Consider the following 26,695-nt stretch of genomic DNA (forward strand, 5'->3'; position numbering starts at 1 on the left):
AGGGTTCGTGCGTCCAAACATGCCGCCCTGTTGCGAGGATGATGCAGATGACAGAACCGTTAAGCGGGCATGACGGCCCCTATGATGCGCCGGTCGAGATTCGGGGCTTTGAAGTGCTGCCCGAATGGATCGACTATAACGGCCATATGAATGTGGGCTACTACGGCGTTGCGTTCGACATGGCGCTCGAGCGGCTGATGGTGGATCATCTGGGCTTGGGTGAGGTGCAGGTCAACGCGCTGGGGCAGGGACCCTATGTGCTGCAATCGCAGATGTCCTTCCTGCAAGAGGTGCTCGAGGGGCAGCCTCTGACATTTCGTATCCGCATGTTGGATGCCGATCACAAGCGCGGGCATTATTTTGCCGAAATGCTGTCAGACACGGGAGAGGTTTGCGCCACGCAAGAGGCGTTGTTCATGAATGTCAGCCACACCACCGGTCGGTCTGAGGCGTATCCAGAGTGGGCCGCCGCCCGGTTGGCCCAAATGGTGCGCGACCACGCGGGGCTTACGCCTGCGCCGCAGGTCGGTCAGCCGATTGGTATCCGCCGTCAGTAGTCGCGTTGAAAGAACATGCCGATCCCTGTCTCACCCTGTCCGTCGACAGTGCCGCGCACGGTGAAGTTATCCGTCACGTCCAGGTTCAGGTTCACCTCGGTGTCACCTTCGGTGTTCACGGTGAAATCGGTATAGAGGTTGTCGCTCAGATACGCGCCTGCGCCCAGGCGTCCAGCGCCGCCCTCGGTGGCGCCGATATCAACTGTATCAACTCCGGTGCTGTCGCGCAGGCCTTTGGTCGCGTCCCCGCCCGCCCCGCTGAGCTGCGCCAATGACGCGGCCATCTGGGCGATGACAAAGGGCGACAATTCCGAGAACCGGTTGCCGAACAGCAGGATCGCCAACGCCTCTTCTGCAGGGCGCTCGGGGTCTGAGAATACATTGACCTCGGGCGCATCCAGCGGGCCTGCGATCTCGATTGTCGCGGTGCCCTCTGATGTGCTGGTCGAGGATGCGAACTCGATATAGGGCGTCAGGTCGCCTTGCAGGGTTACGACCCCCTTGGTCAGGGCCAGACGGCGGCCAAGGATGTCCAAGTTACCTCGGATCAGCTCGATCTGACCGGATGGGACCACGGAACTGGTTGTCCCGCCAATGAACAAACGCCCACCCAGCTCTGCATTTACGCCGCGACCGCGCACGAACACCGCCTTCGGAGCCAGCAGTGAAACATCAAGCGCGATGCGCGAGTCGCTTTGGGTGGCCTCCTCGTCCACGATCAAACCAGCGCGTTCCCGCGTCAGGTAGCTGGCCGGGCTTTCCCCGACATGTTCGATATTCGGGATCGGCGCGGCACCTACGGCGCCGGACGCCGCAGCAAGATTGATATTGGTTTCGCCGAAATTGATCTGGCCTGAAACGGCACTGTTGGCAGCCAGAGCGCCGGTCAGCGCGATCTGACCGTTCAGCGATGTTTCGAATAAGAGCTGATCTGTCAGCACCAGATTGTTCAGCGTCGTCGTCACATTGACGTTGAAGGGCGGGGTCAGGTCAATCGGTCCGGACACGTTGAAACTGCCACCCGAGCGCGGGCCGCCGGTTATCGCAATGGTTGCCCGGCTTTGCGCTAATGTTACCGTTCCGTCGATCCCGGTGAAGGTCTGTCCTGCGGTTGGCAGCGCCAGCGAGGTGCCGTTGGTGGTGATTGTCCCGCTCAGCGCATCCAGCGCGGGCTTGCCCTTGAGCGCCACGTCAAACTGGGCCGTGCCGTCGATCTTGTTGGGCGAGATGAACAGGTTCGCGATGCCGATATTGACACCGCCCACGGCCTTCAAATCGGCTTCGCCCGAGGTTTCATCGAACGTACCCGACAAAGTGCTGTTAATTTGTGCCGGACCTTCGGTGTTGGAATCGATGGTCCAGACCCCGTTCTGCCGCTTTGCCGTGCCGCTTGTGGCGACTGAGCCAGGGAACTCTGGCAGGAACCGCTCGATCCGGTTGAACTTGGCGTCAAAGTCAAAATCCGCCGAACCGTCCGCGTCTACCGACCCGATCAATGACGCGTAGGAGCTGTCGGGACCACTCAGGGTTGTCGTGCCCTCGACGCCATCCGCGGTGGGTGCGACATTGCCGGTCAATGTTAGCGGCCCTGACAGGATGTCCGTGATCCGCGCTAGGTCATCCAGCTGAACCGAATAATTCAGCCCGCCCGACTGACGCGCCACCTTGCCCGACGCATCGGCCGAGATTGCGGTGCCCTTCAGGCGAAAGGTTCTGACATCCAAGCCTTCGTCGCTGTTTTGGGCGTCCACAGACAGGGTCGTGCGGCCCTGAATTAGGCGGTCCACAAGGTCCATTCCAATCTGGATATTGTCGGCATCCACATCACCTTGCACATCAAAAGCGCGGCTCGATAGGTCGCCGCTGCCCGTCAAATTGGCGTTGACAACACCGGTCAGTTCCCGATCCGCAATGCCCGAGAAAAGCGACAGGTCGGGCACGACCAACTGCACCGTCCCTTCACCCGAAGGCGCGTCCGTTGGGTTGTTGACCGTCGCCTGTACCTGCGCACGCAGCGCTGTGCCGTTCACGGTTGCTTTGCGAATTTCAATCTTGTCGAGCGAACGCGCGCCATCCCACAGAATCGTGGTTTGCCCGGTCAGCAATGGATCGTAATCGGCCAAGCCGGTCTGTAGATCGCGCGCGACGATGTTGAGCGTACCGTCGAATTCTTGTGTTTGCGCGGTGCCCTGGCCCGCGAACTCGGCCCGGACAGAGCCGCCCAGATCATGTTGGGCCAACCTGGAAAAGACCGACAGATCCGGGGCGTTGACTTTTGCCTGACCGTCAATTGTCAGGTTTCCATCTGGTGTCGTGACATTGCCACTGGCCTCGACCTGCGCGGCGGAACTGTCCAGAGCGAAGGTACGCACCGTGATGCCGTCCGCCCCCCGCTGACCGTCCAGCGTGACGATGGTGTTGCCGGTGATAATCGGGTCGATATCCTCGCGCCCAGTCGACAGGTCGGCCCCCTCAACGGTCAGTTTGCCGTCAAAGCTGCCATCAAGCGGGGATCCTTTGCCCTCGACTCGCGCCGTGATCTGACCGCCCAGTTCCATCTGCGCCAGATCGGAAAAGCGCGACAGGTCGGTTGCGTTCAACTCGGCCGAGCCATCGATGCTGAGCCCGCTGTTCAGGCCGTTGACCAGCGCATCCAGCGCCAGATCATAGTCCGAGCCGATCAGCTCGAACCCGGACAGGTTCAAGGACTGATCGCTGCCATAGTCGAACTGTCCGTCCAATATGATCCGCTGCCCCAAAGCGGCGTTCAGGGCGGGATCGTTCAGGTCAATGCCGGAAACACTGGCCTGAAGATCGCCGCTGACCGCAAAGCCCTCGTCCTGATCCAGAACGCCCTGAGCGGTAATGCGCGCGTTTTGCAGATTGGCTTGCGGTGCGTTCAGCCCGTTGGCCGTCAGGCTGAGATCCCACAGATTGCCGTTTTTCCGGTCAAACAGCGCCGAAATCTGTGCCGCTTTGATCGACGTATCCCCACCTGCGACGGGTAGGGTCACGGATTGCCCGTCGGGCGGGGTGATCCGCCCTTGCAGGGCCGCCAGTTGCAAAGCGCTGCCTTCGCCCAGTTGCAATTCCCCTTTCAGGCTCAGAGCCTGCGTCGTCAGTTCAAGGTCCGATACTTCCAGAGCGCCGTCGGGTTTGGTCTGCCCGTCGACGAACAGGCGGGTCTCGGGGCCAAAGAACGGGTCAATCTCGGCGGTCAGAAACGGGGTCAGGTCGCCGCTGAGGTTGGTGGTGAAGGCGATACCCTGATCGGCCTCAGCCGCGCGCAGGCGCACTTGGCCCGAAACGCGCTGCTTGTTATCGCTGCTCAGCCCGATATCGGCAGTAAAATCCGTCAGCGGGCCTGATCCCTTGGCCGTCAACCCAATCGGCGGGCTGTCAGGGATTTTCAGCGCGGTCGATATGAGCCCGCCCGACGCCTCGATCACCTGCAAATCCAGTGTGATCTGGCTCGAGTCGTTCTGGAATCCAGCGGTCAGCTTGATCTCATCCCCGGCGCGATCCAGCCGGGTGATGTCCAGATTGGTGTCCATCGTTCCGTCGGCCAGAGACAGATTTCCAGTGACAGACAGATCGGCCGCCACACCGATTAGAGGCTCGCCCAAGGCCAGCTCATCCACCCGAATCTCGCCGATCTCAATGGAAACCGGCAATTCAGGAAGTTGAAAGGGCTGTGTCTCAGCCGAAGCGGCGGGCTCTTCCGTTGTCGTCGCCCCCGGCGCGCGGGCGATGTCAATTTCCTGCGCTGTCAGTGCATTGACCGAAAACCGTCCCCGGATCAGGGCCAGTCGGTTCCAATCAAGCTGGGCGTCCTTGATGGTCAGCCAGACACCTTCATCATCGGCGACAGTGATTTCCTCGATCGTGGCACGGGCGCTGAGCGCGCCTTGCAGGCCCTTGACCGTTACGTTCTGATTGTCGCCCGACAATGTGTCCTGCAAGAAGGTCTCGAGCATACTGCCGCCGCCGTCTTCCTGCGCGAATACCGGCGGTGCGATTGCGATCAGAGTGGCACTGACAATCGTATATGAAGTGCGTCGTATCAAAATGCCTGTCCGATCCCGATATAGAATTGCAGACCATTGCCCGTGTCACCCTGAACCGGCACAGCCAGATCAAGCCGCAACGGGCCAAAGCCGCCCAAATCGTACCTGACCCCCAGACCAGCCCCCGAATGGGAATTCGCCGTGCTGGTCACAAAAGCTGTCGTATCGACCGCCCCGTAGTCATAAAACCCAACCAACGAGATAGTATCAGTGATTTTACCACGAACTTCGCCCGAAAGCCCCAAAAACGACTTGCCGCCTGCGACCTCATCTCCGACGGGGATACCAAGGCTTTCAAAGGGCTGCCCGCGAACAGTGCCTGCACCGCCAGAATAGAACAGGAAGTCCGGGGTCACACCGTCCAGCGAGGGGCCGATGACTGAGCCGATTTGCACCCGACCCGCCAGAACGATGCGCCCGTCGGTTCCAAGGCTGGTATAGCTGCGCGCATCCGCGAAGAAGCGGGCACCTGTTTCCGTGCCTGACAGTCCAACAAATGGCATAGCCTGCGCATCCAGATAGAACCCGCGCGTGGCGCTGACCTTACTGTCGCGTTCATCCCACTCGGCGCGGAACGGAAGGATGAAATATCTGAATTTGCGCCCATCGCCGAAGGCGTCGTCTGCGTTTGACAACTGGAACCCCGCCGAAGCTTCGGCATAAAGCCGGTCCGAGAAGGTCCGGCGTGCACCATATGCCAGCGAGGTGATTGACACACTGTAGTTGTCCGTATTGCGGCGGTCGATCAGGGCATTCCAGAAGGTGCTGTCATCGGGGCCAAGCCGGTCTGGCTGGTCCAGTCGCAAGCCGATCCGGCCATCCAAGTCCTCGGACCCGCCGATGTTGCGCAATGCAGCTTCAAAACGCAGACGCTCGGCGCGTTTGAACACGTTGCGGTGTGTCCAGGTGGCGGTCAGGTCGATCCCATCGCGCGAGGCTATTTCGAAACCCAGCGTCAGGCGGCGCCTGGGCAGGTCTTCGAAATAGACGTCGAAATCCAACGTGCCGTCGGCGTTCGGGGTTTCACGCTCTTCGATGGCGACCACATTGAACGTTCCGGTCCTGCGCAATCGGGTGCCGACCTTCTGGATTTCTTCGGGTGAATAGACCTGACCCGAGGGGAAACCCGCGATCTTTTCGATCGAAGAGTGTTTGACGTCAGAATCACCCAGAATGAACATTTCGCCAAATCTCAGGCGCGGACCGGGATCGACGTCGATCTCTGCGTCCAGCCGGGCCTGTGGGTGGCGCGCGATCACCTTTTGCCCGGCGACATCGGCCTTGGCATGACCCACGTTGCGCCAGCCCTGAACACCGGCCGAGGCCGCGCGCTGGATGGCCCCAGTCGAGGCGGGTTTGCCAATCGCAAAATCCTCGGGCAAGACGGTTTCCGGCGCAATCGGTCGCAAGGTCGCCTCGCCAAAACGGTAGGAGGGGCCCGTTGCCACGGTAATCACCGCGCGGTCTATCTTGGCCGGGACGCTGAGCGAGCTGAGCTCTGCTGCTTCCTGACCATCCAGCTTGATGCTGACTTCCGGGCTGAAATATCCCTCATCATACATGATCTGGACGATGGTCCGGTAATCCGACAGGGCAGCGGACAGGATTTCCAGAGGAGTATCCAACCCGCGGGATTCTGCGGTGGTAACCGAAGATGTCTTCTCGATCCGGTCAACCAACTCTTGCGGAGCGCCTGGCGCGACCAGCGAGGTTTCCAGAGCGGACAGTCCGGTCGGCATTGCGGCAGCCACGATGCCCAGTAACAAGTTTTTAGAAAAGCGCAGCCTGCTTCCCTGCATCTGTTGGCTCCAACTGCCCAAAAACGAACGCAATATTGCTGCCTAATGAAGGGTGACAGCTCTTTCTGAACAGTTAGATCATCAGTCGCTGCGTTGGGAAAGAAATTATCGAATATGTACTGGGAATTGCAGTCGGGTGTGGTGGCCAAGACCCTACGCATTGGTGCTAGAGGACCGTATTGAATGGTAGTGGCGCGTTAAATTGGTGATATTGGGCCGCATCGCGGCAGGTCGCGCAAAAGCGCCATATGAATTCAATGGGCGGGTGCTCGTCAGCGTCACGTTGGTCTGCGACCCGGAGGGTGCTGTAGCTGGTCCGCGATTTTTAGCTTGCAGCCATTAGCTGCGCGACATCCAGCATCCGGGCGGAAAAGCCCCATTCATTGTCGTACCAGCCGAATACGCGGACCTGGTGTTCTCCGATTTGACGCGTCTCGGGGCCAGCGATCACCAGAGACTCGGGGCGCGTGCGCAAATCCGATGAGACCAGAGGTTCATCCGTCCAGCCCAGAACCGGCGATTGTGCCACGACCTCTCGCAGCGCTGTTTCGAAAATTTTGGCCGACATACCGCGTTCCAGCGTCACGATCAGATCGACTGCTGACACGCTGGCCGTGGGAACCCGTACCGCCGCGCCCGAGATACGGCCCGCAAGATGGGGCAAAACCTCGTCGATCAGATGCATGGCGCTGGTGGTTGTCGGAACCATCGACAGCGCCCCCGCCCGCGACCGGGTCAGGTCACCGCGGGGCGCGTCCACCATGGGCTGGCTGTTGGTATAACAGTGAATGGTGGTCATGTGCCCGGAAACGACGCCGCCGATCCCGTCCAGCACCTTGACCAGAGGCGCCAACCCGTTGGTCGTGCACGAGGCATTCGAAACGATGCGCGCAGACCCAAGCTGATCTTCGTTTGCTCCAAGAACAATCGTAACTTCGGTCGCAGGTGATGGGCCCGAGATCAAGACCTTGCCTGCACCTGCCACCAACCCTTGACCAGCCACATCCGAAGTTCGGGCAACGCCGGTGCAATCCATCAGCACATCCACGCCTGTCAGATCAACGCGCGACAGGTCGGGGCTGTGCGTCACGGGAATCCTGCGCCCGTCCACGACCAAATGGGCGTCGTCCTGATCTACCTGTCCCGCATAGGGGCCAAAGGTGCTGTCATATTTGAACAGATAGGCACAGGTCTCCAGCGGTGCGATATCGTTGATCAGCACCAGGTCGATACCATTGTCCTGCGGCATGGCCAGCAGCTGCCGCAGGATCGTGCGGCCAATGCGGCCGAATCCGTTGATCGCAAGTTTCATGCGCAAGCTATGGCAGCGCGTTGCGTTGACCTCAATGCCCGTTTTGTGCCGGGTTCAGTTACAGCTAACTTGGGAAAAGAACTGGCCCGAGATGTTCTGATACATGCTGGATACGATGGGTTTGCACCCGGTGGCCTGCTGGATCGCCGCAATGGCCTGTAGCGTGCGCAGTCGCGGCGGCGGGCCAAATGGATTGAGGTTATTGTTGTCCCGCGTCGCACGATATACGATCGGACCATCCGAGACTTGCGTGATCGCCCAGGTACGGCTGAAGACCGAGACGGACTTGGTCTCTTCCTTGGCGACAACAGGGGTTGCGTCAAAAGCCGTCAAGCCGATGACAGCGGCCAGCGCCAACAGGGATCCACGCAGTACCATTGAACAATCTCCAGTGCTAAAAAACTACACGTATTTCACCAGATTCAACTCATCCTGTGAAGCCCTGCGCCAAAGAAACCGCTCGGAAACACACTGTTTTTACAGGGTTATGGGCATGCGACGCTACTTGTCCCAGAAGGTCGGGTATCAAAAACGTCCTGAAAAGCTGGAATGTGCGGCTTGCGGGCAGGGAATGTGAGGGTGATGAGCGCGCAAATCTGGACCAGAGCCAAGCAGCGGCTTTGGAATTTGGGTCGTACCTATTGCGAAGGGTTCCGATGCCTTGGGGCGGGGACGGCTGTGTTTGACTGATGGGCGCGGCGGGGGCTTGGACGCACGGTCAGAGCCTGTATAGTGTTGATTGCAAATTCATTTCGAAAAAGAAGAGGCAGCTATGATGGCCCGGATTATTTCAGCTACGGTTTTGGCGGTGGCGTTGACCGCCGGCACGTTGAGCGATGCGAAACCATTGTCGCGGATCATCGCAGAAATGGGGCTGAGCCCTGACGATTTCAAAGTCGTCAATGCGACGGCAGACGCGATGCTTGAATCCGGCAGGCCGCAAGTAGGGGCAGAACAAAGCTGGAGCAATCCCGAAAGTGGGTCCAAAGGCACAATTCGGGTGCAAGGCGTGCGCGACAATTGCGTGCAACTGCAACACTTTATCCAGCCCGACGGCACCGATCAAACGCGTGAGGTAGGCACACAGCGTTGCCGCAGCGCGGACGGCAAGTGGATTTTGACCCCTTGAACCGCCATCAATAGCCGCGTGTGCGGTCTACCTCATGAAGCAGGGGCGATCCTGCATTCAGCCGCCGGTAATTCTCGGCCACATCAGCCAATGCGTCGCCCAAATGCCAACCCGAAACATGCGGGGTGATCGTGACACCGGAATGGGACCAGAGCGGGCTGTTCGACGGAAGCGGCTCGGTGCTTGTCACGTCCAGAACCGCGTGAGCCGGGCGGCCCACATCCAGCGCGTCAATCAGGGCCGCCTCGTCGATCAGGTCCCCGCGTCCAGCATTCAACAGCTGGCTACCCGGTTTCATAGTCCCCAGTATGTCGGCATCAAACAGGCCCTTGGTTTCAGGGGTCGAGGGCAAGATCGCGCAGACATGATCACATTGCCCCAGCAGTTCGGGTAGAGCATCATCGCCGTGAAGGCAGGTTACGCCGCCAATTTCTTTGGGCGAGCGGCTCCACCCCAAAACTTGAAAGCCGATTGCGCGCAGCATCAGGGCGCTGCGTGACCCGATATGCCCCAGCCCCAGTACGCCGACCGTGGTATCGGGCGAATAGCCGGGCTCTTTTGGCAGCCATTCGGCTCGGGTCTGGGCGGCTTCGTAAAAAGGCATGTGGCGCTGGTGGCGTAGAACATAGGCCACGAACCACTCGGCAATGCCTTGCGCGGGCGCATCCGGTTTCAACCTTGCGATGCGGACGTGGTCTGGCAGATTTGGGTTGCCCACAATCGTTTCAACCCCTGCACCAAGCTTTTGCACCAGTTTAAGGTTGGGCAATTCTTTTAAGCGCGCGTCTCGCAGTCCAGCCACAGCCACCATGGTAATCTGATCCGCATCGCCGATCGTATCGGGCGTCCGCACATCCAGATCAGGGTCCACAGCCCGAATGTCACGAGCGATATCCGCATCACCCATCCAGCCGGTTAACCCGGTTTCGATCAACAGCGCCATATTTGTCTCCACCTACTAATTTGATTGAGTTGACGTTTCGTCACCCAACTGGACATCATGTCGGCAGCTAAGTCATTCTCAGGCCGAAGGTAAAGCCCGTCTGCCGGGTGCAAGGAGGAAGCCCATGAACATGTCATTCACCCTGCGCGAGGAAAACCGCGCTCTGCTGCAACGGGTGGTCGAGATGATCCGTGACGAGGTGATGCCGCTGGAGGCAGAATATCAGGGCGAAATCGCCAAGGGCAACCGCTGGCAATATACCGAAAGACAGGCCGAGATTTTGGAAGGTCTGAAAGCCAAGGCCAAGGCGGCGGGGCTGTGGAACTTCTGGCTGACGGATAGCGAGAAGGGGATTGGGCTGACCACGGTCGAATATGCCTTTTTCGCTGAAGAGATGGGCAAGACCCCGTTGGGGGCCGAGGTGTTCAACTGCTCTGCGCCTGATACCGGCAACATGGAGGTGTTCGAACGCTACGGCTCGGAAAAGATGAAAGAGCAGTGGCTGAAGCCTCTGCTGGACGGCCAGATTCGCTCGGCTTATCTGATGACGGAACCAGATGTGGCCTCGTCGGATGCCACGAATGTGTCGATGTCCTGTGTTCGGGACGGGGACGACTATGTTCTGAACGGCGAAAAGTGGTGGTCGTCGGGGGCGGGCGATCCGCGCTGCAAGGTCTATATCGTGATGGTTAAGACCGCAGGCGAGGAACAGCCCAAGCACCAGCGTCAATCGATGATCGTCGTGCCAGCCGACACGCCGGGGATCGAGGTTCTGCGCCCGATGGAAGTTTATTGCCATGACGATGCGCCCCATGGGCATATGCATATCCGGTTCACCAATGTGCGCGTTCCTGCAGAAAACATCCTGCTGGGCGAAGGGCGTGGATTCGAGATCGCGCAGGGCCGTCTGGGGCCGGGACGTATCCACCACTGCATGCGCGCCATCGGTCAGGCAGAAAGCGCGCTGGAACAGATGTGCAAAAGGTCGCTTCAGCGCGAGGCATTTGGCAAGAAACTGGCGCAGCTTGGGGCGAATTTCGATATCATCGCCGAATGCCGGATGGAGATCGAGATGGCCCGCCTGCTGTGCCTGAAGGCCGCGTGGTACATGGATCAGGGCGATGCGCGGGCCGCTGCGCCGTGGATCAGCCAGATCAAGGTCGTGGCCCCTCGGGTCGCGTTGAAGGTGATTGACGAGGCGGTCCAGATGTTTGGTGCGCAAGGGATCAGTCAGGATACGCCGTTGGCCACGGCCTGGACCCACGTGCGCACGCTGCGTCTGGCCGATGGGCCGGATGCAGTGCACCGCCGTCAGGTCGCGCGGGCCGAGTTGAAGAAACACACGCAGGAAAAGGTGTAAGCATCGGTATGCAGGCAGAGCTCGACGGGAGCCAACCCGCCTATTTCCAAATCAGCCCGGATGGCGCATTTGTGGGCAATGACGCGGCTCGGGGACCTTGGTCCGCCGATCACTGCCATGCGGGTCCCGTCAGCGGCCTGATCGTGCGCGCAGCCGAAACCGAGGTCGGGCCCGAGAAGATGCTGACCCGACTGACAGTAGACTTGTTGCGCCCGCTACCGCTGGCCGGACTGCGTGTCGCCGCCGAAACGACCCGCCGCACCAAGACATTGGCTACCACGCGGGTGACGGTGCATGACCTTGACGACACGCTTTGCGCGACGGCCACGACCATGCATCTGGTGCGCCGTGACCTTGGCCCCGTTGCGAATGTGACCATGCTGCCGCCGCAGTTGGAGGACGCAGTGACCGGGCCGTTTCCGATTGGTGAGACCCGCCACAACCTGCCCGGTTTCGCCAATCACTCTGACATCCTCTACCCCAAAGGCGGCAATCAGGGTCCAGGGCCCAAAACCATCTGGATGCGGACGCCGCCGCTGTTGGCGGACGAAACGCAATCTCCTATCCAGGCGCTCTGTCCGCTGGCCGATTGCGGCAACGGTATTTCGTGGAACGCGCCGACAACCGAGATGGGCTTCATGAACACTGACCTGACGGTTCAAATCCACCGCGAACCGGTCTCGGACTGGCTGGCGTCAGAGTCGGTCTGCCATTGGCAGCCATCGGGTATCGGCATGTCGCAGTCGGTTTTGTTCGACACCCAAGGCCCCGTGGGCACGGCCCTGCAAACACTGGTTCTGTTTCCTCCGGCCTGAAGGTGCGCCGGTTTCTGCGCGTTGGCTTGAATGTGCATTGTCGCGGCGGGGACAAGGCCCTATCTTCCGATCATGCGTTTGTTGATCTCCTTGTTGACCTGTTGCCTGCCGATCCCGGCATTGGCCCACCCTCATGTTTTCATCGACACGGGGCTGGAGTTTATCGTGGATGACGCGGGCAACCTGACCCATGTGCGCGTCACTTGGGCCTATGATGAGCTGTATTCCCTGTTCGAGCTTGAAGACAGAAAGCTGGATCAAGATGGTGATGGTCTGCTGAGCGAAAGCGAGCAGGCGTTTTTGGCCGGGTTCGACGCCCAATGGCTGGAAGGCTACAACGGTGATCTGGTTCTTTGGTCCGAGGGGCGCATCGTACCTTTGTCGGGTCCGGCAGAGCCCACGGCCACCACCGAAAATGGCCGCATCGTCTCGACCCACCTGAGGGCGGTTGAGGGCGCACCAGTGGCGGCATCGGCGCTTTCAGCCAAAGCGTTCGACGAGACCTACTACACCGCCTACGAAGTGACACGCCCTGTGACGGTCACGGGAAATATATCGTGCAATATCGAAAAGATTGTTCCCGACATTGACGGCCAGCTTGCGCAGATGCGGGCGTTCCTTCTGACATTGGATGCCGATTATGATCTTGAGGAAAACGATATCCCGCTGGTGGGCGAAGACTTTGCGACTGAGATCCGCGTTTCATGTCCAAGTACCTGATTGTCCCTGTCGCCTTGGCTTTGGGCCTGCTGTTGTGGTTCTGGGGCAGCGGAGGGTTTGACAACCTCGCCGCTTGGGCCGCCGGGGAACAGCGGGAATTTCAGAACCAGATCGCCCGATCCCTGCGTGCTGCGCGGGCAGAACAGCCTCAGGCCGTAGCCACTCTGTTGACCGTATGTTTCGCCTATGGGTTTTTTCACGCCATCGGTCCCGGTCACGGCAAGGTGCTGATCGGAGGCTATGGACTGGGCCGCAACGTCGCCTTTTGGCGTTTGTCTGCGATCAGCGTGCTGTCCAGTCTGGGCCAGGCCGTCACGGCTGTTGTGCTGGTTTATGCGGGTGTTCTGGTGTTCCAGATGTCGCGGGACAGTCTGGTTGGCACGACCGAGCAGGTCATGGCCCCGGTCAGCTACGGCGCCATCGCTGCAATCGGTCTGTGGCTGGTGTTCCGGGGCCTGCGTAGTTTCGCCCGCCGAAACCGGGCGGAGAAATCTCACGCGCATCATCACCACGATCATCATCACCATGATCATGAGGTCTGTTCCGATTGCGGCCACCGCCACGGCCCCACCGCTGAAGAAGTGGCGCAGATCGGCAATTGGAAAGAGGCGGCATTGCTAATCGCAGGCATCGCGGCGCGCCCCTGTACCGGCGCTTTGTTCGTGCTGATCCTGACGTGGCAGATGGGTATCGCCATGGTGGGTATTGCCGGTGCGTTCGCCATGGCACTGGGCACGGCGACAGTGACAACTCTGGTCGGTTGGACTTCGTTTGGCTTGCGTGGCGGGTTGTTGGCCTCAGCCTCTGCCACCCGTTTCGCGCAGGTGCTGGCCCCCACGATTGAACTGGTGGCAGGGTTGTTGATTGCCGTTATTGCTAGCGGGCTGCTGCTGCGTGCGATCTAGTTGAAGATGGGTTCGGGATAGCCGACCCGCGCCAGATACAGCCCCTGCGGCGGGCATACGGGCCCGCAGGCGGCGCGGTCTTGTGCCTCTAACGCGTCCCGCACATCTTCGGGTGACCAAGCACCGGCGCCCACCCGTTCCAGCGTGCCGACGAAACTGCGGACCTGATTGTGCAGGAAAGACCGCGCGCGGACGTGAAAGTGAATCTCGGGACCAGAGAAACCCTGCACCTGTTCAACCCGCAGCTCATCCAGCGTTTTCACCGGGCTGGCGGCCTGACAAATGGACGACCGGAAGGTGGTGAAATCATGCCGCCCGATCAGCATATCTGCCCCGGCCTGCATCGCCGCCACGTCCAGTTGGTGATTGATCTGCCAAACTTGCCCCGCGTCATGGGTCGCGGGCGCGCGGCGCATCAGGATACGGAACAGATACTGCCGCTCGACCGCTGAGAACCGGGCATGCCAATCGTCCTCGACCCGCGCGGCTTGCACAATCGCAACAGGGTCGGGCTTGAGGTGATAGTTCAGCGCCTCGGACAGGCGAAACGGGTCCCAATCCTTGACCAGATCGCAATGGGCGACCTGTCCCAGCGCGTGAACGCCCGCATCAGTACGACCAGCGGCGGCAATGGTATGCGCGCCGGGTTGAATGCGCGACAAGGCCTGCTCGATCGCCCCCTGAACCGAGGGTTGATCCTTTTGCCGCTGCCATCCGGCAAACGGTTCTCCAAGGTATTCGACTTTCAGCGCGTATCTGGGCATGTGCTGCTGGTAGCGCGCGGTGACGAGACGGGCAAGGGCAGGAAAGCGCTGGTATGTCGCGCAACGGCTACCTATCTTGGGAAAAACGATAAAAGCGGGACGACAATTTGGTCATTTCATCGCTGGCAGACAGTCTTGTGCGCGGATTTGAAACCGTGGGCGACAGCGTGTCCGAGGCATTGTTCGAACCGGTGATCCGTCTGGGTGTGACCGGCTTGGCACGGTCGGGCAAGACGGTGTTCATCACGTCGCTGGTCGCCAACCTGCTGGACCGGGGCCGGATGCCCGGCTTAGTGGCGCAGCAAGAGGGGCGGATCAACGCAGCCTATCTGCAACCCCAGCCCGACGACACGGTGCCGCGGTTCGATTATGAAAACCATTTGGCAGCCCTGACCGGCCCAAAGCCGCATTGGCCGGACAGCACGCGGGCGGTTTCTGAACTGCGCCTGTCCTTCAAGGCCCGGCCTGCCGGATTGCTGTCCGGCCTGCAGGGTCCGCGTAAGGTTCATCTGGACATCGTGGATTACCCCGGCGAATGGCTTTTGGATCTGGCTTTGCTGGACAAGTCCTATGGGTCATGGTCGTCTGAGACGTTGGATCGTATCACCAACCGCGCCGAGGCAGCAGGCTACCTTGCGCAGGCCAAAGCCGCCGACCCAGAGGCCGAGCATGATGAGCCGCAGGCGCAGGCCCTGGCGAAGGCGTTTTCCGATTACCTCAACACCGCGCGCGATGCCGGTTACTATGATTGCACGCCCGGACGGTTTTTGCTGCCGGGGGACTTGGCGGGTTCTCCGGTTTTGACCTTCGCGCCGCTGCCTGTCGAAGGGAGTGGTGCAAGACGCAGCCTGCACCGCGAAATGGCCCGTCGGTTCGAGGCGTATAAATCGCAAGTGGTCAAACCCTTCTTCCGTGATCACTTTTCGCGCATTGACCGGCAAGTGGTACTGGTTGATGCGCTGGGCGCGATTCACAAAGGGCCGCAGGCAGTTGAGGATATGCGCCGCGCGATGGGCGATATCCTGTCGGCGTTCCGGCCGGGGCGGAACGCGTGGCTCAGCCGGTTGCTGCTGGGAAAGCGTGTTGAACGCATCCTGTTTGCCGCCACCAAGGCGGATCATCTGCACCACCACCAACACGCCCGTCTAACCCACATCATGGAGGCGCTGACCCGCGACGCCCGCGATCGCGCCAGCTTTGCCGGGGCGGAAACGGCGGCATTGTCGCTGGCCGCGCTCCGGGCCACGACCGAAGAAATTCGCACACATGATGGGGTGGACTTGCCCTGCGTGCGCGGCACTTTACTGGACGGGAAGCAAGCCGCTTTCTATCCCGGCGAGTTGCCCGACGACCCCGCGCATCTGTTGGGGCCTGCGCGCAACGGGGCTGAAAGCTGGCTGGGCGAAGACTATGGGTTCATGGCCTTTGCGCCCGCGCAGTTGACCCTGCGCCCCGGTGACGGCCCTCCGCATATCCGGCTGGACCGCGCGGCCCAGTTCCTGATCGGAGATCGGCTATGACGGTAATCCTGCGACCTGCCCGCAGCACCGATGCCGGAGCCACCGGAGAAATCCTGCACGGATTCGCCCGCGAGCATGACTGGATGCCCGAGCTGCATTCCCGCGCGGAAACCATCGCCTTTTGCGGCCGGATGATAGATCAGGATTGGGTCACCGTCGCGGAATCCGACGATGGTGTAGTCGGGTTTCTGGCCCTGAACGGGGTCGAGGTACACTCACTATATCTAAGTGCCCCGGCACGTGGGCAGGGGATCGGACAGCGCTTGCTGGATCACGCCAAAGCCGAACGCTCACACCTGTCGCTGTTCGCCTTTCAGGCCAATGGTGGCGCGCGCCGGTTCTACGAACGCAACGGGTTCGCCGAGGTTGCCCGCAGCGATGGTTCTGACAACGACGAAAACCTGCCCGACATTAAATATGTCTGGCATCGAGAGGAACACGCAGATGGCTAAAGGTCCGGTCCTGATTGATCTGGAGGCCGAGGCCCCCGGTGCGGACGTGGCGCAGGCACCGCCGGTTCCGGATGTCGCCGCTCCGCAGGGGCAGGCGATGCAGACCGCTGCGCGGTTGGCAGCGCGAAAACCTTCGGCCTTGTCGCGTTGGTTCTGGGGGCTGGCGGCGGCTGTGATAGGGGCTGTGGTCTCGGTCGCGGCTTGGGATTTCGTGACGTCTCTGTTGCTGCGCGCGCCGGTTCTGGGCTGGGTCGTAACGGGCCTGATCGGCGCGTTGCTGGTGGTCGGGCTGATCATCGCCCTGCGCGAGCTGGCTGCGATTGGGCGTCTGTCGCGGGTGGACGGGATGCGCCGCGCCGCCGATGCCGCGCTGGCCGAGGGTGATCTGGGGCAGGCGCGGGCAGTCACGAACCGGCTGATTGCCTTCTACAAGGGGCGCGACGACACCAAATGGCGCCGCGATCGCCTATCCGAACGCATGGGCGAGCAGTTTGATGCCTCCGGCCTGCTGACCCTGACAGAAGACGAACTTCTGGCCCCGCTGGACGAAGCCGCCAGCCGCGAGGTTGAGGCCGCCGCCCGTCAGGTGGCCACGGTGACGGCGCTGGTTCCGCTGGCGCTGGCAGATGTGGTGACGGCACTGGCGGCTTCCCTGAGGATGATCCGGCGAATTGCTGAAATCTACGGGGGCCGCGCCGGGTTTCTGGGCAGCTGGCGTTTGACTCGCGCTGTGTTCGTGCATCTGGTGGCCACGGGCGCGGTGGCTGTGGGCGATGACCTGCTGGAACCGGTTCTGGGCGGCTCGGTCCTAAGCAAACTGTCCCGCCGGTTCGGCGAAGGTCTGGTCAACGGCGCGCTCAGCGCGCGCGTCGGGGTGGCCGCGATGGAGGTCTGCCGCCCGCTGCCTTTCTCGGACCGTCACAAGCCCTCGACCCGGCGGATCATCAAAGGGGCGTTGGCGGGATTGTTTTCCAAGACTTGACCTGACGCAAAGACCTCTGCCCTGCTGGTTGCCATACCAAAGGTGGAGCCAGCCATGACCGAGCACGGACACAGCCAGCAGGAAATTGCAGCCCGGATCAACGCGCCCCCCGGTCGGGGCGTGTTGCGCGATGTAGTTTACGGCGGCATCGACGGATCGGTGACGACTTTTGCGATCGTAGCTGGCGTCGCGGGGGCCGGGTTGTCGCCGTTCATCATCGTAGCCTTGGGGCTGGCCAATGTGCTGGCTGATGGGTTTTCCATGGCGGCAGGTAATTACTCGGGCACCAAAGCTGAGTTGGACAATATCCGCCGCATCCGCGCCATCGAAGAGCGCCACATCCACCTTTACCCGGATGGTGAGCGCGATGAAGTCCGGGAAATCCTGTCGCAGAAGGGCCTGTCGGGGCGCGTTCTGGATGAGGCAACCGATGCCATCACCGCCAATCACGACAACTGGATCAACCTGATGATCGAGGGTGAATATGGTCTGGGCAGTGTGGACCCGCACCCGATGAAGGCCGCGATGGCGACGTTTCTGGCCTTTCTGGTTGCGGGCATGATCCCGCTCTTGCCGTTTCTGGCCGGGGTCGAGCGCGCCTTTGCGCTCTCAGCTTGGATGACGATGGGGGTCTTTTTTGCCATCGGCGCGCTCAAAAGCCGCTGGTCGCTGGCCCCGTGGTGGCGGTCGGGTGGTGAGACCTTGTTGATTGGGGGCGCTGCGGCATCAATCGCCTATCTGGTTGGATCGCTGTTTCATCCCTGACGGCTAGAATTGTCGCAGGCGGCACAGTCCCCATGGCGGATATACCTCAGATGGCTAGGGTGAAGGCATCAACGTGGTGGCGAGGTGTGCTCTGACACTCACTGGGAAAAATATCCTTGTTCTAGGCGCTTACGGCTTCATAGGCGCGGCGGTGGTCCGCGCCTTGCGAGGCCGGGGCGCGCAGGTCACGGGGCTTGTTCGTAAGCCTGTGCAAGGCGCGTTGCTACTGGACGGAATTAAGTTGGTTCAGGGCGATTTGCGCCGCTTTACGCACCCGCAGGATTGGGAGGCCGCACTCACTGGCATCGACTGCGTTGTGAACTGCGCAGGCGCATTGCAGGACGGCCCCTCGGATGATCTTGCGGTGGTGCATCATCACGCCATTGCAGCGCTGGGTCAGGCCTGTGCAAAACGAGGTGTTTCGGTCGTACAAATATAAGCCGTCGGGGCGACGCCCAATGCGGACACCGAGTTCATGCGCACGAAGGCCGCTGGTGATGCGGCCCTTGAAAGCAGCGGTGCGGACCTGCGGATTTTGCGCCCCGGGCTGGTTATCGGGCAATCAGATTACGGTGGAACGGCCCTACTGCGGATGCTGGCAGCGGTTCCGCTGGTGCAGCCGATTGCCTATCCAGCGACACCGGTCCAGTGCGTTGGGATGGAGGATTTGTGCCATGCCGTGGTTACCTGCTGCGCCGACGAAATACCGCAAGGCGCCTACGATCTGGTTGAGGATCAAGCCCAATCGTTGGGGGATGTCCTGGCCACCACGCGCCGTTGGCTGGGTTTCCCAGCGGCCCGTTTTCGGCTTGTCATGCCTCCGGTCTTGACCAAGGCAGTTGCACGGTGTGCTGACGCGCTGGGCTATCTTGGGTGGCGCTCGCCCCTGCGCAGCACGGCGATGACGGTCATGGCTTCGGGTGTTATGGGTGATCCCGCGCCCTATCGCGCAGCAACGGGTCGGTCGCTCAGGCCGCTGCCCGAAATTTATGGGTCAATGACCAGCGCGCGTGAACACAGGCTGACCGCGCGAATGTCCTTGTTGGCCCCGCTTGTCATAGCTGTACTGAGTCTCTTCTGGGTCCTGTCCTGCATTTTCGGATTGGTCGGACTGCCCGAGGCTGCCGGTGTTCTGACCGAGGCCGGATGGACCGATGCCGCTGCCGTCAGTTCTGTCGTGTTCTGGTCTTTCGTCGATATCGCTTTGGGACTGGCCGTTCTATATCGTCCTTGGACCGCGCGCGTGTGCCTGGCGCAAGTTGGGGTGGCAGCGTTCTATGTGCTGGCGGCAACGGTTGTGACACCAGGCCTGTGGCTGGACCCGTTGGGCCCACTCGTCAAAGTGCTGCCTGCAATGCTGCTGTCGCTGGTTGTCTGGCCTATGGTGCAAAGCCGATGATGGATCCAGACCTGATCCTGCGATGGCTGCACGTCATCGGTGCAAGCGTTCTGCTGGGCACGGGAGCCGGGATCGCGTTTTTCATGCTGATGGCGCATCGGTCCGGCGACGCGCGGTTTATTGCGCAAACTGCCCGTGTGGTCATTCTGGCTGACCTTCTGTTCACGACGACCGCCGTAGTCGTCCAACCCGTGACCGGAGCTTTGTTGGCCTGGCGACTGGGTTGGTCCCTTGCCGAAGGGTGGATCGTGCTGTCGCTGATGCTTTACGGCGTGACGGGCGTGTTCTGGCTGCCTGTGGTGTGGATACAGGTCCGCCTGCGGGATCTGGCACAGACGGCTGCTGCACAGGGTGCACCACTGCCTGACAGCTATCACCGATTGTTCCGCATCTGGTTCTTATGCGGCATCCCGGCCTTTCTTTCGGTGCTGAGCATCCTGTGGCTGATGATTGCGCGCCCCGCGATCGAGCTGTTTTGAACCGCGCCATTCGCCGCAGGGGGCGGAAGCTCTGGACCATCTGCCAAGGGCGTCTTATAAGCGCGGCCATGTATGACCGGATGGCCATCATTATTCGAATTATATCCCCGGCGCTCTGACATCCTGAGACGCCGGGCAAAGGTGTTTGAGACCTCGCACCGACCGCTTCGATCCATACGACCAGATCATCCAAAGGACGCCCCCAATGTGCGCCGATACACCTGATTACAAAGACACGCTGAACCTGCCCAAAACCGATTTCCCCATGCGCGCTGGCCTGCCCAAGCGCGAACCTGCATGGCTGGAGCGTTGGGAAACCATCGGCGTCTATGACCGCCTGCGTGAGAAGGAAGGCCGCACGCCCTTTACTTTGCACGATGGCCCTCCCTACGCGAACGGCCACCTGCATATCGGACACGCGCTGAACAAGACCATCAAGGACATGATCGTGCGGAGTCATCAGATGATGGGCCACGACGCGCGTTACGTGCCCGGCTGGGACTGCCACGGCTTACCCATCGAGTGGAAGATCGAGGAACAGTACCGCAAGAAGGGCAAGAACAAGGACGAGGTGAACATCGTCGACTTCCGTCAGGAATGCCGCAAGTTCGCCGAGGGCTGGATCGACATCCAGCGGGAAGAGTTCAAGCGTCTGGGGATCACCGGCAATTGGCCTGATCCTTACATCACCATGGATTATCACGCCGAGGCCGTGATCGCCGATGAGTTCATGAAGTTCCTGATGAACGGCACGCTCTATCAGGGGTCCAAACCCGTGATGTGGTCGCCGGTCGAAAAGACCGCTCTGGCCGAGGCTGAGGTCGAGTATCACGACAAGGAAAGCTTCACCATCTGGGTGAAGTTCAAGGTCGTGAATGCAGGCGATCTGGATGATGCGTTTGTGGTGATCTGGACGACGACCCCTTGGACGATGCCGTCGAACAAGGCGGTCGTTTACGGCAAGGACATCGCGTATGGCCTTTACGAAGTCACCGGCGCGCCGGATGAATGCTGGGCCAAAGTAGGTGACAAATTCCTGCTGGCCGACAATCTGGCGGCGGATGTTCTGGGCCGTGCCCGTTTGAACGACGATCAGTGGACCCGCGTCCGCGACGTAACCACGGATGAGCTGGCAGGCGTGCAACTGACCCACCCGCTGGCCGGGGCCGAGGGCGGCAATGGCGAATGGGATGACATCCGCGATTTCCGCGCCGCTGAATTTGTGACCGATACCGAAGGCACCGGTTTCGTTCACTGTGCGCCGTCGCACGGGATGGAGGAATTCGAGCTTTATCGCGATCTGGGTATGTTGGAACAGGTCATCACCTATAACGTGATGGATGACGGCTCGTTCCGTGCCGATCTGCCGTTCTTCGGTGGCAAATATATCCTGTCCCGCAAGGGCGGTGAAGGTGACGCGAACAAGGCGGTGATCGACAAGCTGGCCGAGGTTGGCGGGCTGCTGGCGCGGGGCAAGATCAAGCACAGCTATCCGCATTCGTGGCGTTCGAAGGCTCCGATCATCTATCGCAACACACCGCAGTGGTTTGCATCCGTGGATCGCAAGCTGGACGATGGCATGGGTGAGATGGGGGACACCATCCGCGAACGCGCCCTGCGCTCGATTGATGAACTGGTGAAATGGACCCCGCAGACGGGTCGTAACCGCCTGTATTCGATGATTGAGGCCCGCCCGGATTGGGTGCTGTCCCGCCAGCGTGCGTGGGGTGTGCCGCTGACCTGTTTCACCAAGAAGGGCGCTCTGCCCACCGATGCCGATTACCTGCTGCGCAACGCCGATCTGAACGCACGTATCAAAGCCGCGTTCGAGGAAAACGGCGCGGATATCTGGTACACGGACGGGTTCAAGGAACAGGTGCTGGACGGCATAGCCAACCCGGACGACTATGATCAGGTGTTCGATGTGCTGGACGTATGGTTTGACTCGGGTTCGACCCACGCCTTCGTTCTGCGCGACCGTGAGGACGGGACCGAGGACGGCATCGCCGATGTCTATATGGAGGGTACCGACCAGCACCGCGGTTGGTTCCATTCGTCCATGCTGCAGGCCTGCGGCACCAAGGGCCGTGCGCCCTATCGCAACGTGGTGACGCACGGCTTTACGCTGGACGCCAAGGGCAACAAGATGTCCAAATCGCTGGGCAACACCATCGTGCCGGAAGAGGTCATCAAGCAATATGGGGCCGATATCCTGCGCTTGTGGGTGGCTCAGACTGACTATACCGCCGACCAGCGGATCGGGCCGGAGATTCTGAAAGGAACCGCTGACAGTTATCGTCGTCTGCGGAATACCATGCGGTTTATGCTGGGATCATTGGCTGATTTCACCGAGGCTGATCGCGTCGCGCCCGAAGATATGCCGCGTCTGGAACGCTGGGTTCTGAGCCGTCTGGCCGATCTGGATGAACAGGTGCGCAAGGGCTATGCCGCGTTCGATTTCCAGGGTGTGTTCAGCGCTGTGTTCACTTTTGCCACGGTAGATCTGTCCTCGTTCTATTTCGACGTCCGCAAGGATGCGCTCTATTGCGACGGCGATAACCAGCGTCGCCGCGCAGCCCGCACCGTGCTGGATATCCTGTTCCACCGTCTGACCACATGGCTGGCGCCGGTTCTGGTCTTTACCATGGAAGAGGTCTGGCTGGAGCGGTTTGGCGGTGATGACAGCTCGGTCCATCTGGTGGATTTCCCGGACACGCCGGCCGATTGGCGCGATGCGGAACTGGAAGCAAGCATGGCCAAGGTGCGCCGCGTGCGTCGTTCGGTGACGGCTGCGCTGGAGGTTCAGCGTCAGGACAAAGTCATCGGGTCCAGCCTTGAGGCCGCGCCGATCGTCTATGTTGAGGACCAGGAAACCCGTGATCTGCTGGCTACTTTCGATGTGGACGATATGTGCATCACCTCGGGGTTGACTGTTACGGGTGATCCGGCCCCGGCCGAGGCTTTCCGCGTGCCCGAGATTGAGGGCGTTGCGGTGGTGTTCGAAAAGGCCGAGGGCGAGAAATGTCAGCGGTGCTGGAAAATCCTGCCGGATGTCGGGCGTCATGTCCATACGGGTGTCTGCGGGCGCTGTGACGAGGCGTTGGCGTAACGTCTCTGGATTTGGAGTTCTGCGAGGCTCTGCCTCGCGCTCCGAGGTATTTTTGAACAGAAGAAGATTGGGGCGCAGCCTGTTGGGGGTTGCGCCTTTTCTCAATTCGCGGTCAGGTTCTGGCTATGCCGATGATTGCTGTCGATACGCGATTTGGACGTCTGGGGATTGAAGAGACGGGTGGTGCGATTACCCGTTTGGTCTGGGATGGACGCAATGAAGGTGAGGCGTCAGCCTTGTTGCGTGAGGCGGCAGCGCAGATGGCGGCCTATGATCAGGCGCGGTTGGAGCGGTTTGATCTGCCTTATCGTGTGGCCGGTTCTGACTTTCAGCGGCAGGTATGTGATCTGATGTATGCGATTCCACTGGGCGAGACTGTGACCTATGGGGATATTGCCAAACAGCTTGGTCGCCCGGCGCAACCTGTGGGGCAGGCCTGTGGGGCGAACCCGATCCCGGTCATTATTCCGTGCCATCGGGTGTTGGGGGCAAATGGATTGGGTGGGTTTTCCGGTGACGGCGGCGTGGAGACCAAGGTGGCCTTGTTGCGGCACGAGGGCGCGGCAGGGTTGCTGATCTGAGAGTGGAAAGCTATTGCAATCCATCCGCTTGCGTCCCAACTTGTATCACATAGAGAATTCGAAGGATGTTTTTGGCATGACCGTTCAAGCCGACCCCGCCGCGCGCAAGAAAGCCATTATTGACCGTTTGATGTCACTGGAAGAACAGGAGCTGGCGACCGCGCAGGCGCATTACGATGCGTTTCTGAAGGATTCTCAATTGGACGACCGGGAAGGGCACGACAAGGATGATATCGCGGCTTCGCGTGAGAATGCGGATCTGGCGGCGGCTTTCGACGCGCCCTTGCAAGCGCATCATGCCAAGATCGACGTGATCGAGAACACCGATTTTGGGCTGACCGATACAGTCCAGCCCGGTGCCGTTGTAAAGTTTAACAACCGGAGTTTTGTGGTCTGCGTGTCGACAACGCGGTTCGATGTGGACGGGACGACCTATATGGGGATTTCGACCCAAAGCCCGATCTATCTGGCGATGACCGGCCTGCAGGAGGGCGACGTGTTCACCCATAACGGGACCGAGTTTGAGGTCGAGGAAATCCTTTAGGCTTTTTGCTGTGGGATCACCTGTTGGGCGATCCCTGCAAAGACTAGGTACAGGCTGGTGATCACCAGCCCCCAATGCGCCCAGCTTTCGGGATGAAAATCCACCCAGGCCGCCCATCCGGCGAAAAAGGTCCAGGCGAGGGCCATGGGGAGGGTGACGCTGCGCCAACGCTCGGTCCGGACGGGATGCACGAATTTTAACGGCAGGAACATGGCCAGAGCCAGTAGGGAGACCATGAGCAGGATGACCCAGAAATTGGGTTCGAGCGCGAAGATCACAATGACAAACATGTTCCAGCAGCCGGGAAAGCCCGAGAACGAGTTGTCCTTGGTCTTCATCCGAGTGTCCGCGAAATACATCGCGCTGGCGAAGGTGATGACGATGATCGCAAACCAGCCGGTCCAGCCATCCATCAGCCCGGATTTAAACAGGGCGAAGGCGGGAATGAATACATAAGTCAGGTAATCGATAATCAGATCCAGCAATACGCCGTCAAACTCGGGGGCGTTTTTCTTGACGTGATAGTGCCGCGCCAGTGGGCCGTCGATGCCATCGACAATAAAGGACACGACCAGCCACAGATACATCAGACTCCATTTTTCTTCGACAGCGGCCAGCATGGCCAGCATCGCGAAAACGGCGCCGGTTGCAGTAAAAAGATGGACGGAGAGAGCTTTGAATCTGAGTGTCATGCGCGTGTCATGTACGATGCGTGTCCAAGATGCAAAGCAAAATGCCCTGTTTGGTGAAATTGCAATTGTGTCAGGCTTTCGGGTGTGTGCGGTCGTAGACTTCCATCAACCGGGCGGTGTCCACGGCGGTGTAGGTTTGCGTGGTCGACAGAGAGGCATGCCCCAGCAATTCCTGTATGGCGCGAAGATCGCCGCCCGCAGACAGCAGGTGCGTGGCAAAGCTGTGGCGCAACGCATGTGGGGTGGCCGTCGCGGGCAGGCCCAACTGCTGACGCGCCTTGGCCATGACGCCCTGAATGGCACGCGGGTTCAGCGCCCCGCCGCGGACACCACGAAACAATGGCTTGGTCTTGTCCAGCGGATGAGGGCAGAGCGCCAGATACCGGTCCAGAGCTGCTTGTGCGGCGGGCAGGACCGGGACGATGCGCTCCTTGTTGCCTTTGCCAACAATTCGCAGCGATTGTGGCAGGGGGGCGTCAGCGCCGGTCAGCGACAGCGCCTCGGAAATCCGCAACCCGCAACCATAGAGCAATGTGACCACGGCCACGTCGCGCGCAGAGACCCAATCATTGGTCGATTGCAGTTCGACCGTTTCGATCAGGGCGCGGGCAGCATCTTCGTCGACGGGGCGGGGCAGTTTCTTGGTGAATTTGGGCGCGCGGGTCGACAAGACCGCGGTCGGCTCGAACCCTTCACGTTCTGCCAGCCAGCGGTAGAAGCTTTTGACAGCCGACAACTTGCGCGCCAGCGAACGCGCGCCGACGCCCGAGCCGCGCTGATCCGCCATCCAAGCCCGCATATCGGATACGGTGATCCGAGCCAGTGCTGCCAAACCCTGACGCTCGCTATGGTGCAGGGTCATAAAGGATAGGAAATCATTCACGTCGCTGCGGTAGGCGGCCTGAGTATTGGTTGATCGGCCTGAAAGCGCGACGAGACCCTCCAGCCAGTGCTGCAACGCGTCGCGGCAGGCCGGAGAGATCAGGCTCATGACAGCCAGTTGCGCATGGACCGTTCAAAAACACCGGCAAAGAAGGTCAGCAGGTCGGTGCCAAGTTGCGGTGAAAAGTGGTTGGGGTCTTTCGCGCTCATGATGATCATGCCGGGCAGGCGGCCTTCGCCCAAGTCCAGCCGCATACAGGCTTCGGACCGCAGGTGATCGGCCTGATCGCCGAAGATGCGGTGTGTGGGGTGGATGACCTCGCGCAGCACGACTTCGCGGGCAGGGCCGCTGCGATCGAAAGTCAGGTAGTTGTCGACAAAGCCGGGCTCGACTACGGCCAGCGCTCCGCCCAGTTTTTCGATCGCGGGGTCTTCCTGCAGGACGGTGGTTTCCAGGACCAGCGTGATCCGATCCACGCGCAGAATTTCGGCGACGTCTGAGCCAAGGGTGGTCAGGAAGTCCTCGAACCCTGTGGGCTCCAGCAGGCGCAGGATTGCGCGGTGCACCTGATTGGTACCCGCAAGGTTTTCATAAGCGGCCGCGATGACCGAGCGGTGGGTGTCTTCAAGCCGATCCAGCCGCGCTTCGAGCCGCTGCATGGCGATGCCGCGCAGGTCGACGATGTTATCTCCGCGCGCTTGTTCATTGGCGGCGACGAGGGCCTGCATCAGGTCCTTGTCGTCCAGCACGGCGTCAGGCTCGGCCAGAATCGCCTCGCGGAGAGTGTCCTTGAGTTTGGTATTGCTGCTCATGTCCCGTCCGGTCTTTTTTATGTTTTGCGGCCTTATAACACGGCTGGACCGATTTGCCTTGGGAAAAGTGAGCCTTTGGTTGGATTTCCCGTCATTTGCGCGACGG

At 60.5% G+C, this 26,695-nt stretch carries 25 protein-coding genes; 16 read left to right on the forward strand and 9 right to left on the reverse strand.

Features of this window, described 5'->3' with window-relative positions; all coding sequences use genetic code 11:
- Positions 1-47: 47 nt before the first annotated feature.
- Positions 48-557 (forward strand): thioesterase family protein, encoded by a 510-nt coding sequence (locus tag GOV79_RS14865; RefSeq protein WP_237217226.1) that lies wholly within the window; start codon positions 48-50, stop codon positions 555-557.
- Here the strand turns inward: GOV79_RS14865 and GOV79_RS14870 are convergent.
- From GOV79_RS14870 to GOV79_RS14885, 4 genes are all read right to left on the reverse strand, one after another.
- Entirely contained in the window at positions 551-4,624 is a 4,074-nt protein-coding gene (locus GOV79_RS14870; RefSeq protein WP_237218031.1) for a translocation/assembly module TamB domain-containing protein, read from the reverse strand. The two genes, GOV79_RS14865 and GOV79_RS14870, sit on opposite strands and share 7 nt — an antisense overlap.
- Complete coding sequence (locus GOV79_RS14875; protein WP_170790362.1) at positions 4,621-6,423, reverse strand: autotransporter assembly complex protein TamA; 1,803 nt, start codon at positions 6,421-6,423, stop codon at positions 4,621-4,623. The genes GOV79_RS14870 and GOV79_RS14875 overlap by 4 nt, the downstream gene beginning before the upstream one ends.
- Before the next feature lie 325 nt (positions 6,424-6,748).
- Positions 6,749-7,735, reverse strand: coding sequence for a type I glyceraldehyde-3-phosphate dehydrogenase (locus tag GOV79_RS14880; RefSeq protein ID WP_170790363.1), 987 nt, complete (start codon positions 7,733-7,735; stop codon positions 6,749-6,751).
- Between the two features lie 54 nt (positions 7,736-7,789).
- Positions 7,790-8,113 (reverse strand): hypothetical protein, encoded by a 324-nt coding sequence (locus tag GOV79_RS14885; RefSeq protein ID WP_170790364.1) that lies wholly within the window; start codon positions 8,111-8,113, stop codon positions 7,790-7,792.
- A 394-nt stretch (positions 8,114-8,507) separates the two neighbouring features.
- Between GOV79_RS14885 and GOV79_RS14890 the strand changes: the two genes are divergently transcribed.
- Positions 8,508-8,864 carry a hypothetical protein gene (locus GOV79_RS14890; RefSeq protein WP_237218032.1) on the forward strand — a complete coding sequence of 119 codons (357 nt, stop codon included), beginning with the start codon at positions 8,508-8,510 and terminating at the stop codon, positions 8,862-8,864.
- 7 nt (positions 8,865-8,871) lie between these two features.
- On the opposite strand, the gene GOV79_RS14895 is transcribed toward GOV79_RS14890, so the two are convergent.
- Positions 8,872-9,807 (reverse strand): 2-hydroxyacid dehydrogenase, encoded by a 936-nt coding sequence (locus tag GOV79_RS14895; RefSeq protein ID WP_170790365.1) that lies wholly within the window; start codon positions 9,805-9,807, stop codon positions 8,872-8,874.
- Positions 9,808-9,931: 124 nt separating this feature from the next.
- On the opposite strand from GOV79_RS14895, the gene GOV79_RS14900 reads away from it, so the two are divergent.
- From GOV79_RS14900 to GOV79_RS14915, 4 genes are all read left to right on the forward strand, one after another.
- Positions 9,932-11,167: an acyl-CoA dehydrogenase family protein gene (locus GOV79_RS14900; protein ID WP_170790366.1), complete on the forward strand. Its 1,236-nt coding sequence runs from the start codon at positions 9,932-9,934 to the stop codon at positions 11,165-11,167.
- A gap of 8 nt (positions 11,168-11,175) precedes the next feature.
- Positions 11,176-11,982, forward strand: a complete 807-nt coding sequence (locus GOV79_RS14905; protein ID WP_170790367.1) for a thioesterase family protein — start codon at positions 11,176-11,178, stop codon at positions 11,980-11,982.
- A 72-nt stretch (positions 11,983-12,054) separates the two neighbouring features.
- Positions 12,055-12,702: a DUF1007 family protein gene (locus tag GOV79_RS14910; RefSeq protein ID WP_170790368.1), complete on the forward strand. Its 648-nt coding sequence runs from the start codon at positions 12,055-12,057 to the stop codon at positions 12,700-12,702.
- A complete protein-coding gene (locus tag GOV79_RS14915; protein ID WP_170790369.1) occupies positions 12,687-13,607 on the forward strand; it encodes a nickel/cobalt transporter in 921 nt (306 codons plus the stop codon). The genes GOV79_RS14910 and GOV79_RS14915 overlap by 16 nt, the downstream gene beginning before the upstream one ends.
- Here GOV79_RS14915 and truA read toward each other — a convergent pair.
- A complete protein-coding gene (gene truA, locus GOV79_RS14920) occupies positions 13,604-14,371 on the reverse strand; it encodes a tRNA pseudouridine(38-40) synthase TruA (RefSeq protein ID WP_170790370.1) in 768 nt (255 codons plus the stop codon). The genes GOV79_RS14915 and truA overlap by 4 nt on opposite strands.
- Before the next feature lie 107 nt (positions 14,372-14,478).
- On the opposite strand from truA, the gene GOV79_RS14925 reads away from it, so the two are divergent.
- The 10 genes from GOV79_RS14925 to GOV79_RS14965 all read left to right on the forward strand — a co-directional run bounded on the left by GOV79_RS14925 (position 14,479) and on the right by GOV79_RS14965 (position 24,202).
- Positions 14,479-15,891, forward strand: coding sequence for a YcjX family GTP-binding protein (locus GOV79_RS14925; RefSeq protein WP_170790371.1), 1,413 nt, complete (start codon positions 14,479-14,481; stop codon positions 15,889-15,891).
- A complete protein-coding gene (locus tag GOV79_RS14930) occupies positions 15,888-16,343 on the forward strand; it encodes a GNAT family N-acetyltransferase (protein ID WP_170769943.1) in 456 nt (151 codons plus the stop codon). The genes GOV79_RS14925 and GOV79_RS14930 overlap by 4 nt, the downstream gene beginning before the upstream one ends.
- A complete protein-coding gene (locus GOV79_RS14935) occupies positions 16,336-17,325 on the forward strand; it encodes a YcjF family protein (protein WP_214648134.1) in 990 nt (329 codons plus the stop codon). Before GOV79_RS14930 ends, GOV79_RS14935 begins: the two co-directional genes overlap by 8 nt.
- A gap of 54 nt (positions 17,326-17,379) precedes the next feature.
- Positions 17,380-18,090 (forward strand): VIT1/CCC1 transporter family protein, encoded by a 711-nt coding sequence (locus GOV79_RS14940; RefSeq protein WP_170790373.1) that lies wholly within the window; start codon positions 17,380-17,382, stop codon positions 18,088-18,090.
- 76 nt (positions 18,091-18,166) lie between these two features.
- Positions 18,167-18,529 carry an NAD-dependent epimerase/dehydratase family protein gene (locus GOV79_RS22375; RefSeq protein WP_331252645.1) on the forward strand — a complete coding sequence of 121 codons (363 nt, stop codon included), beginning with the start codon at positions 18,167-18,169 and terminating at the stop codon, positions 18,527-18,529.
- A 36-nt stretch (positions 18,530-18,565) separates the two neighbouring features.
- Positions 18,566-19,489: an SDR family oxidoreductase gene (locus GOV79_RS14945; RefSeq protein WP_237218033.1), complete on the forward strand. Its 924-nt coding sequence runs from the start codon at positions 18,566-18,568 to the stop codon at positions 19,487-19,489.
- Positions 19,489-19,968 carry a DUF2269 family protein gene (locus GOV79_RS14950; protein ID WP_170790504.1) on the forward strand — a complete coding sequence of 160 codons (480 nt, stop codon included), beginning with the start codon at positions 19,489-19,491 and terminating at the stop codon, positions 19,966-19,968. Before GOV79_RS14945 ends, GOV79_RS14950 begins: the two co-directional genes overlap by 1 nt.
- A 205-nt stretch (positions 19,969-20,173) precedes the next feature.
- On the forward strand, positions 20,174-23,077 hold the full coding sequence (gene ileS / locus GOV79_RS14955; protein WP_170790374.1) for an isoleucine--tRNA ligase: 2,904 nt from the start codon (positions 20,174-20,176) through the stop codon (positions 23,075-23,077).
- A 125-nt stretch (positions 23,078-23,202) separates the two neighbouring features.
- On the forward strand, positions 23,203-23,658 hold the full coding sequence (locus tag GOV79_RS14960) for a methylated-DNA--[protein]-cysteine S-methyltransferase (protein WP_170790375.1): 456 nt from the start codon (positions 23,203-23,205) through the stop codon (positions 23,656-23,658).
- A gap of 76 nt (positions 23,659-23,734) precedes the next feature.
- Positions 23,735-24,202: a hypothetical protein gene (locus tag GOV79_RS14965; protein ID WP_170769948.1), complete on the forward strand. Its 468-nt coding sequence runs from the start codon at positions 23,735-23,737 to the stop codon at positions 24,200-24,202.
- On the opposite strand, the gene GOV79_RS14970 is transcribed toward GOV79_RS14965, so the two are convergent.
- From GOV79_RS14970 to GOV79_RS14980, 3 genes are all read right to left on the reverse strand, one after another.
- Complete coding sequence (locus tag GOV79_RS14970) at positions 24,199-24,894, reverse strand: CDP-alcohol phosphatidyltransferase family protein (protein WP_170769949.1); 696 nt, start codon at positions 24,892-24,894, stop codon at positions 24,199-24,201. The genes GOV79_RS14965 and GOV79_RS14970 overlap by 4 nt on opposite strands.
- A gap of 70 nt (positions 24,895-24,964) precedes the next feature.
- Positions 24,965-25,885, reverse strand: coding sequence for a tyrosine recombinase XerC (locus GOV79_RS14975; RefSeq protein ID WP_170790376.1), 921 nt, complete (start codon positions 25,883-25,885; stop codon positions 24,965-24,967).
- A complete protein-coding gene (locus GOV79_RS14980; protein WP_170769951.1) occupies positions 25,882-26,589 on the reverse strand; it encodes a DUF484 family protein in 708 nt (235 codons plus the stop codon). The genes GOV79_RS14975 and GOV79_RS14980 overlap by 4 nt, the downstream gene beginning before the upstream one ends.
- Positions 26,590-26,695: the final 106 nt, after the last annotated feature.

It is taken from the genome of Ruegeria lacuscaerulensis (genome assembly GCF_013034745.1).
GTDB classification, from domain to species: Bacteria; Pseudomonadota; Alphaproteobacteria; order Rhodobacterales; family Rhodobacteraceae; genus Ruegeria; species Ruegeria lacuscaerulensis_B.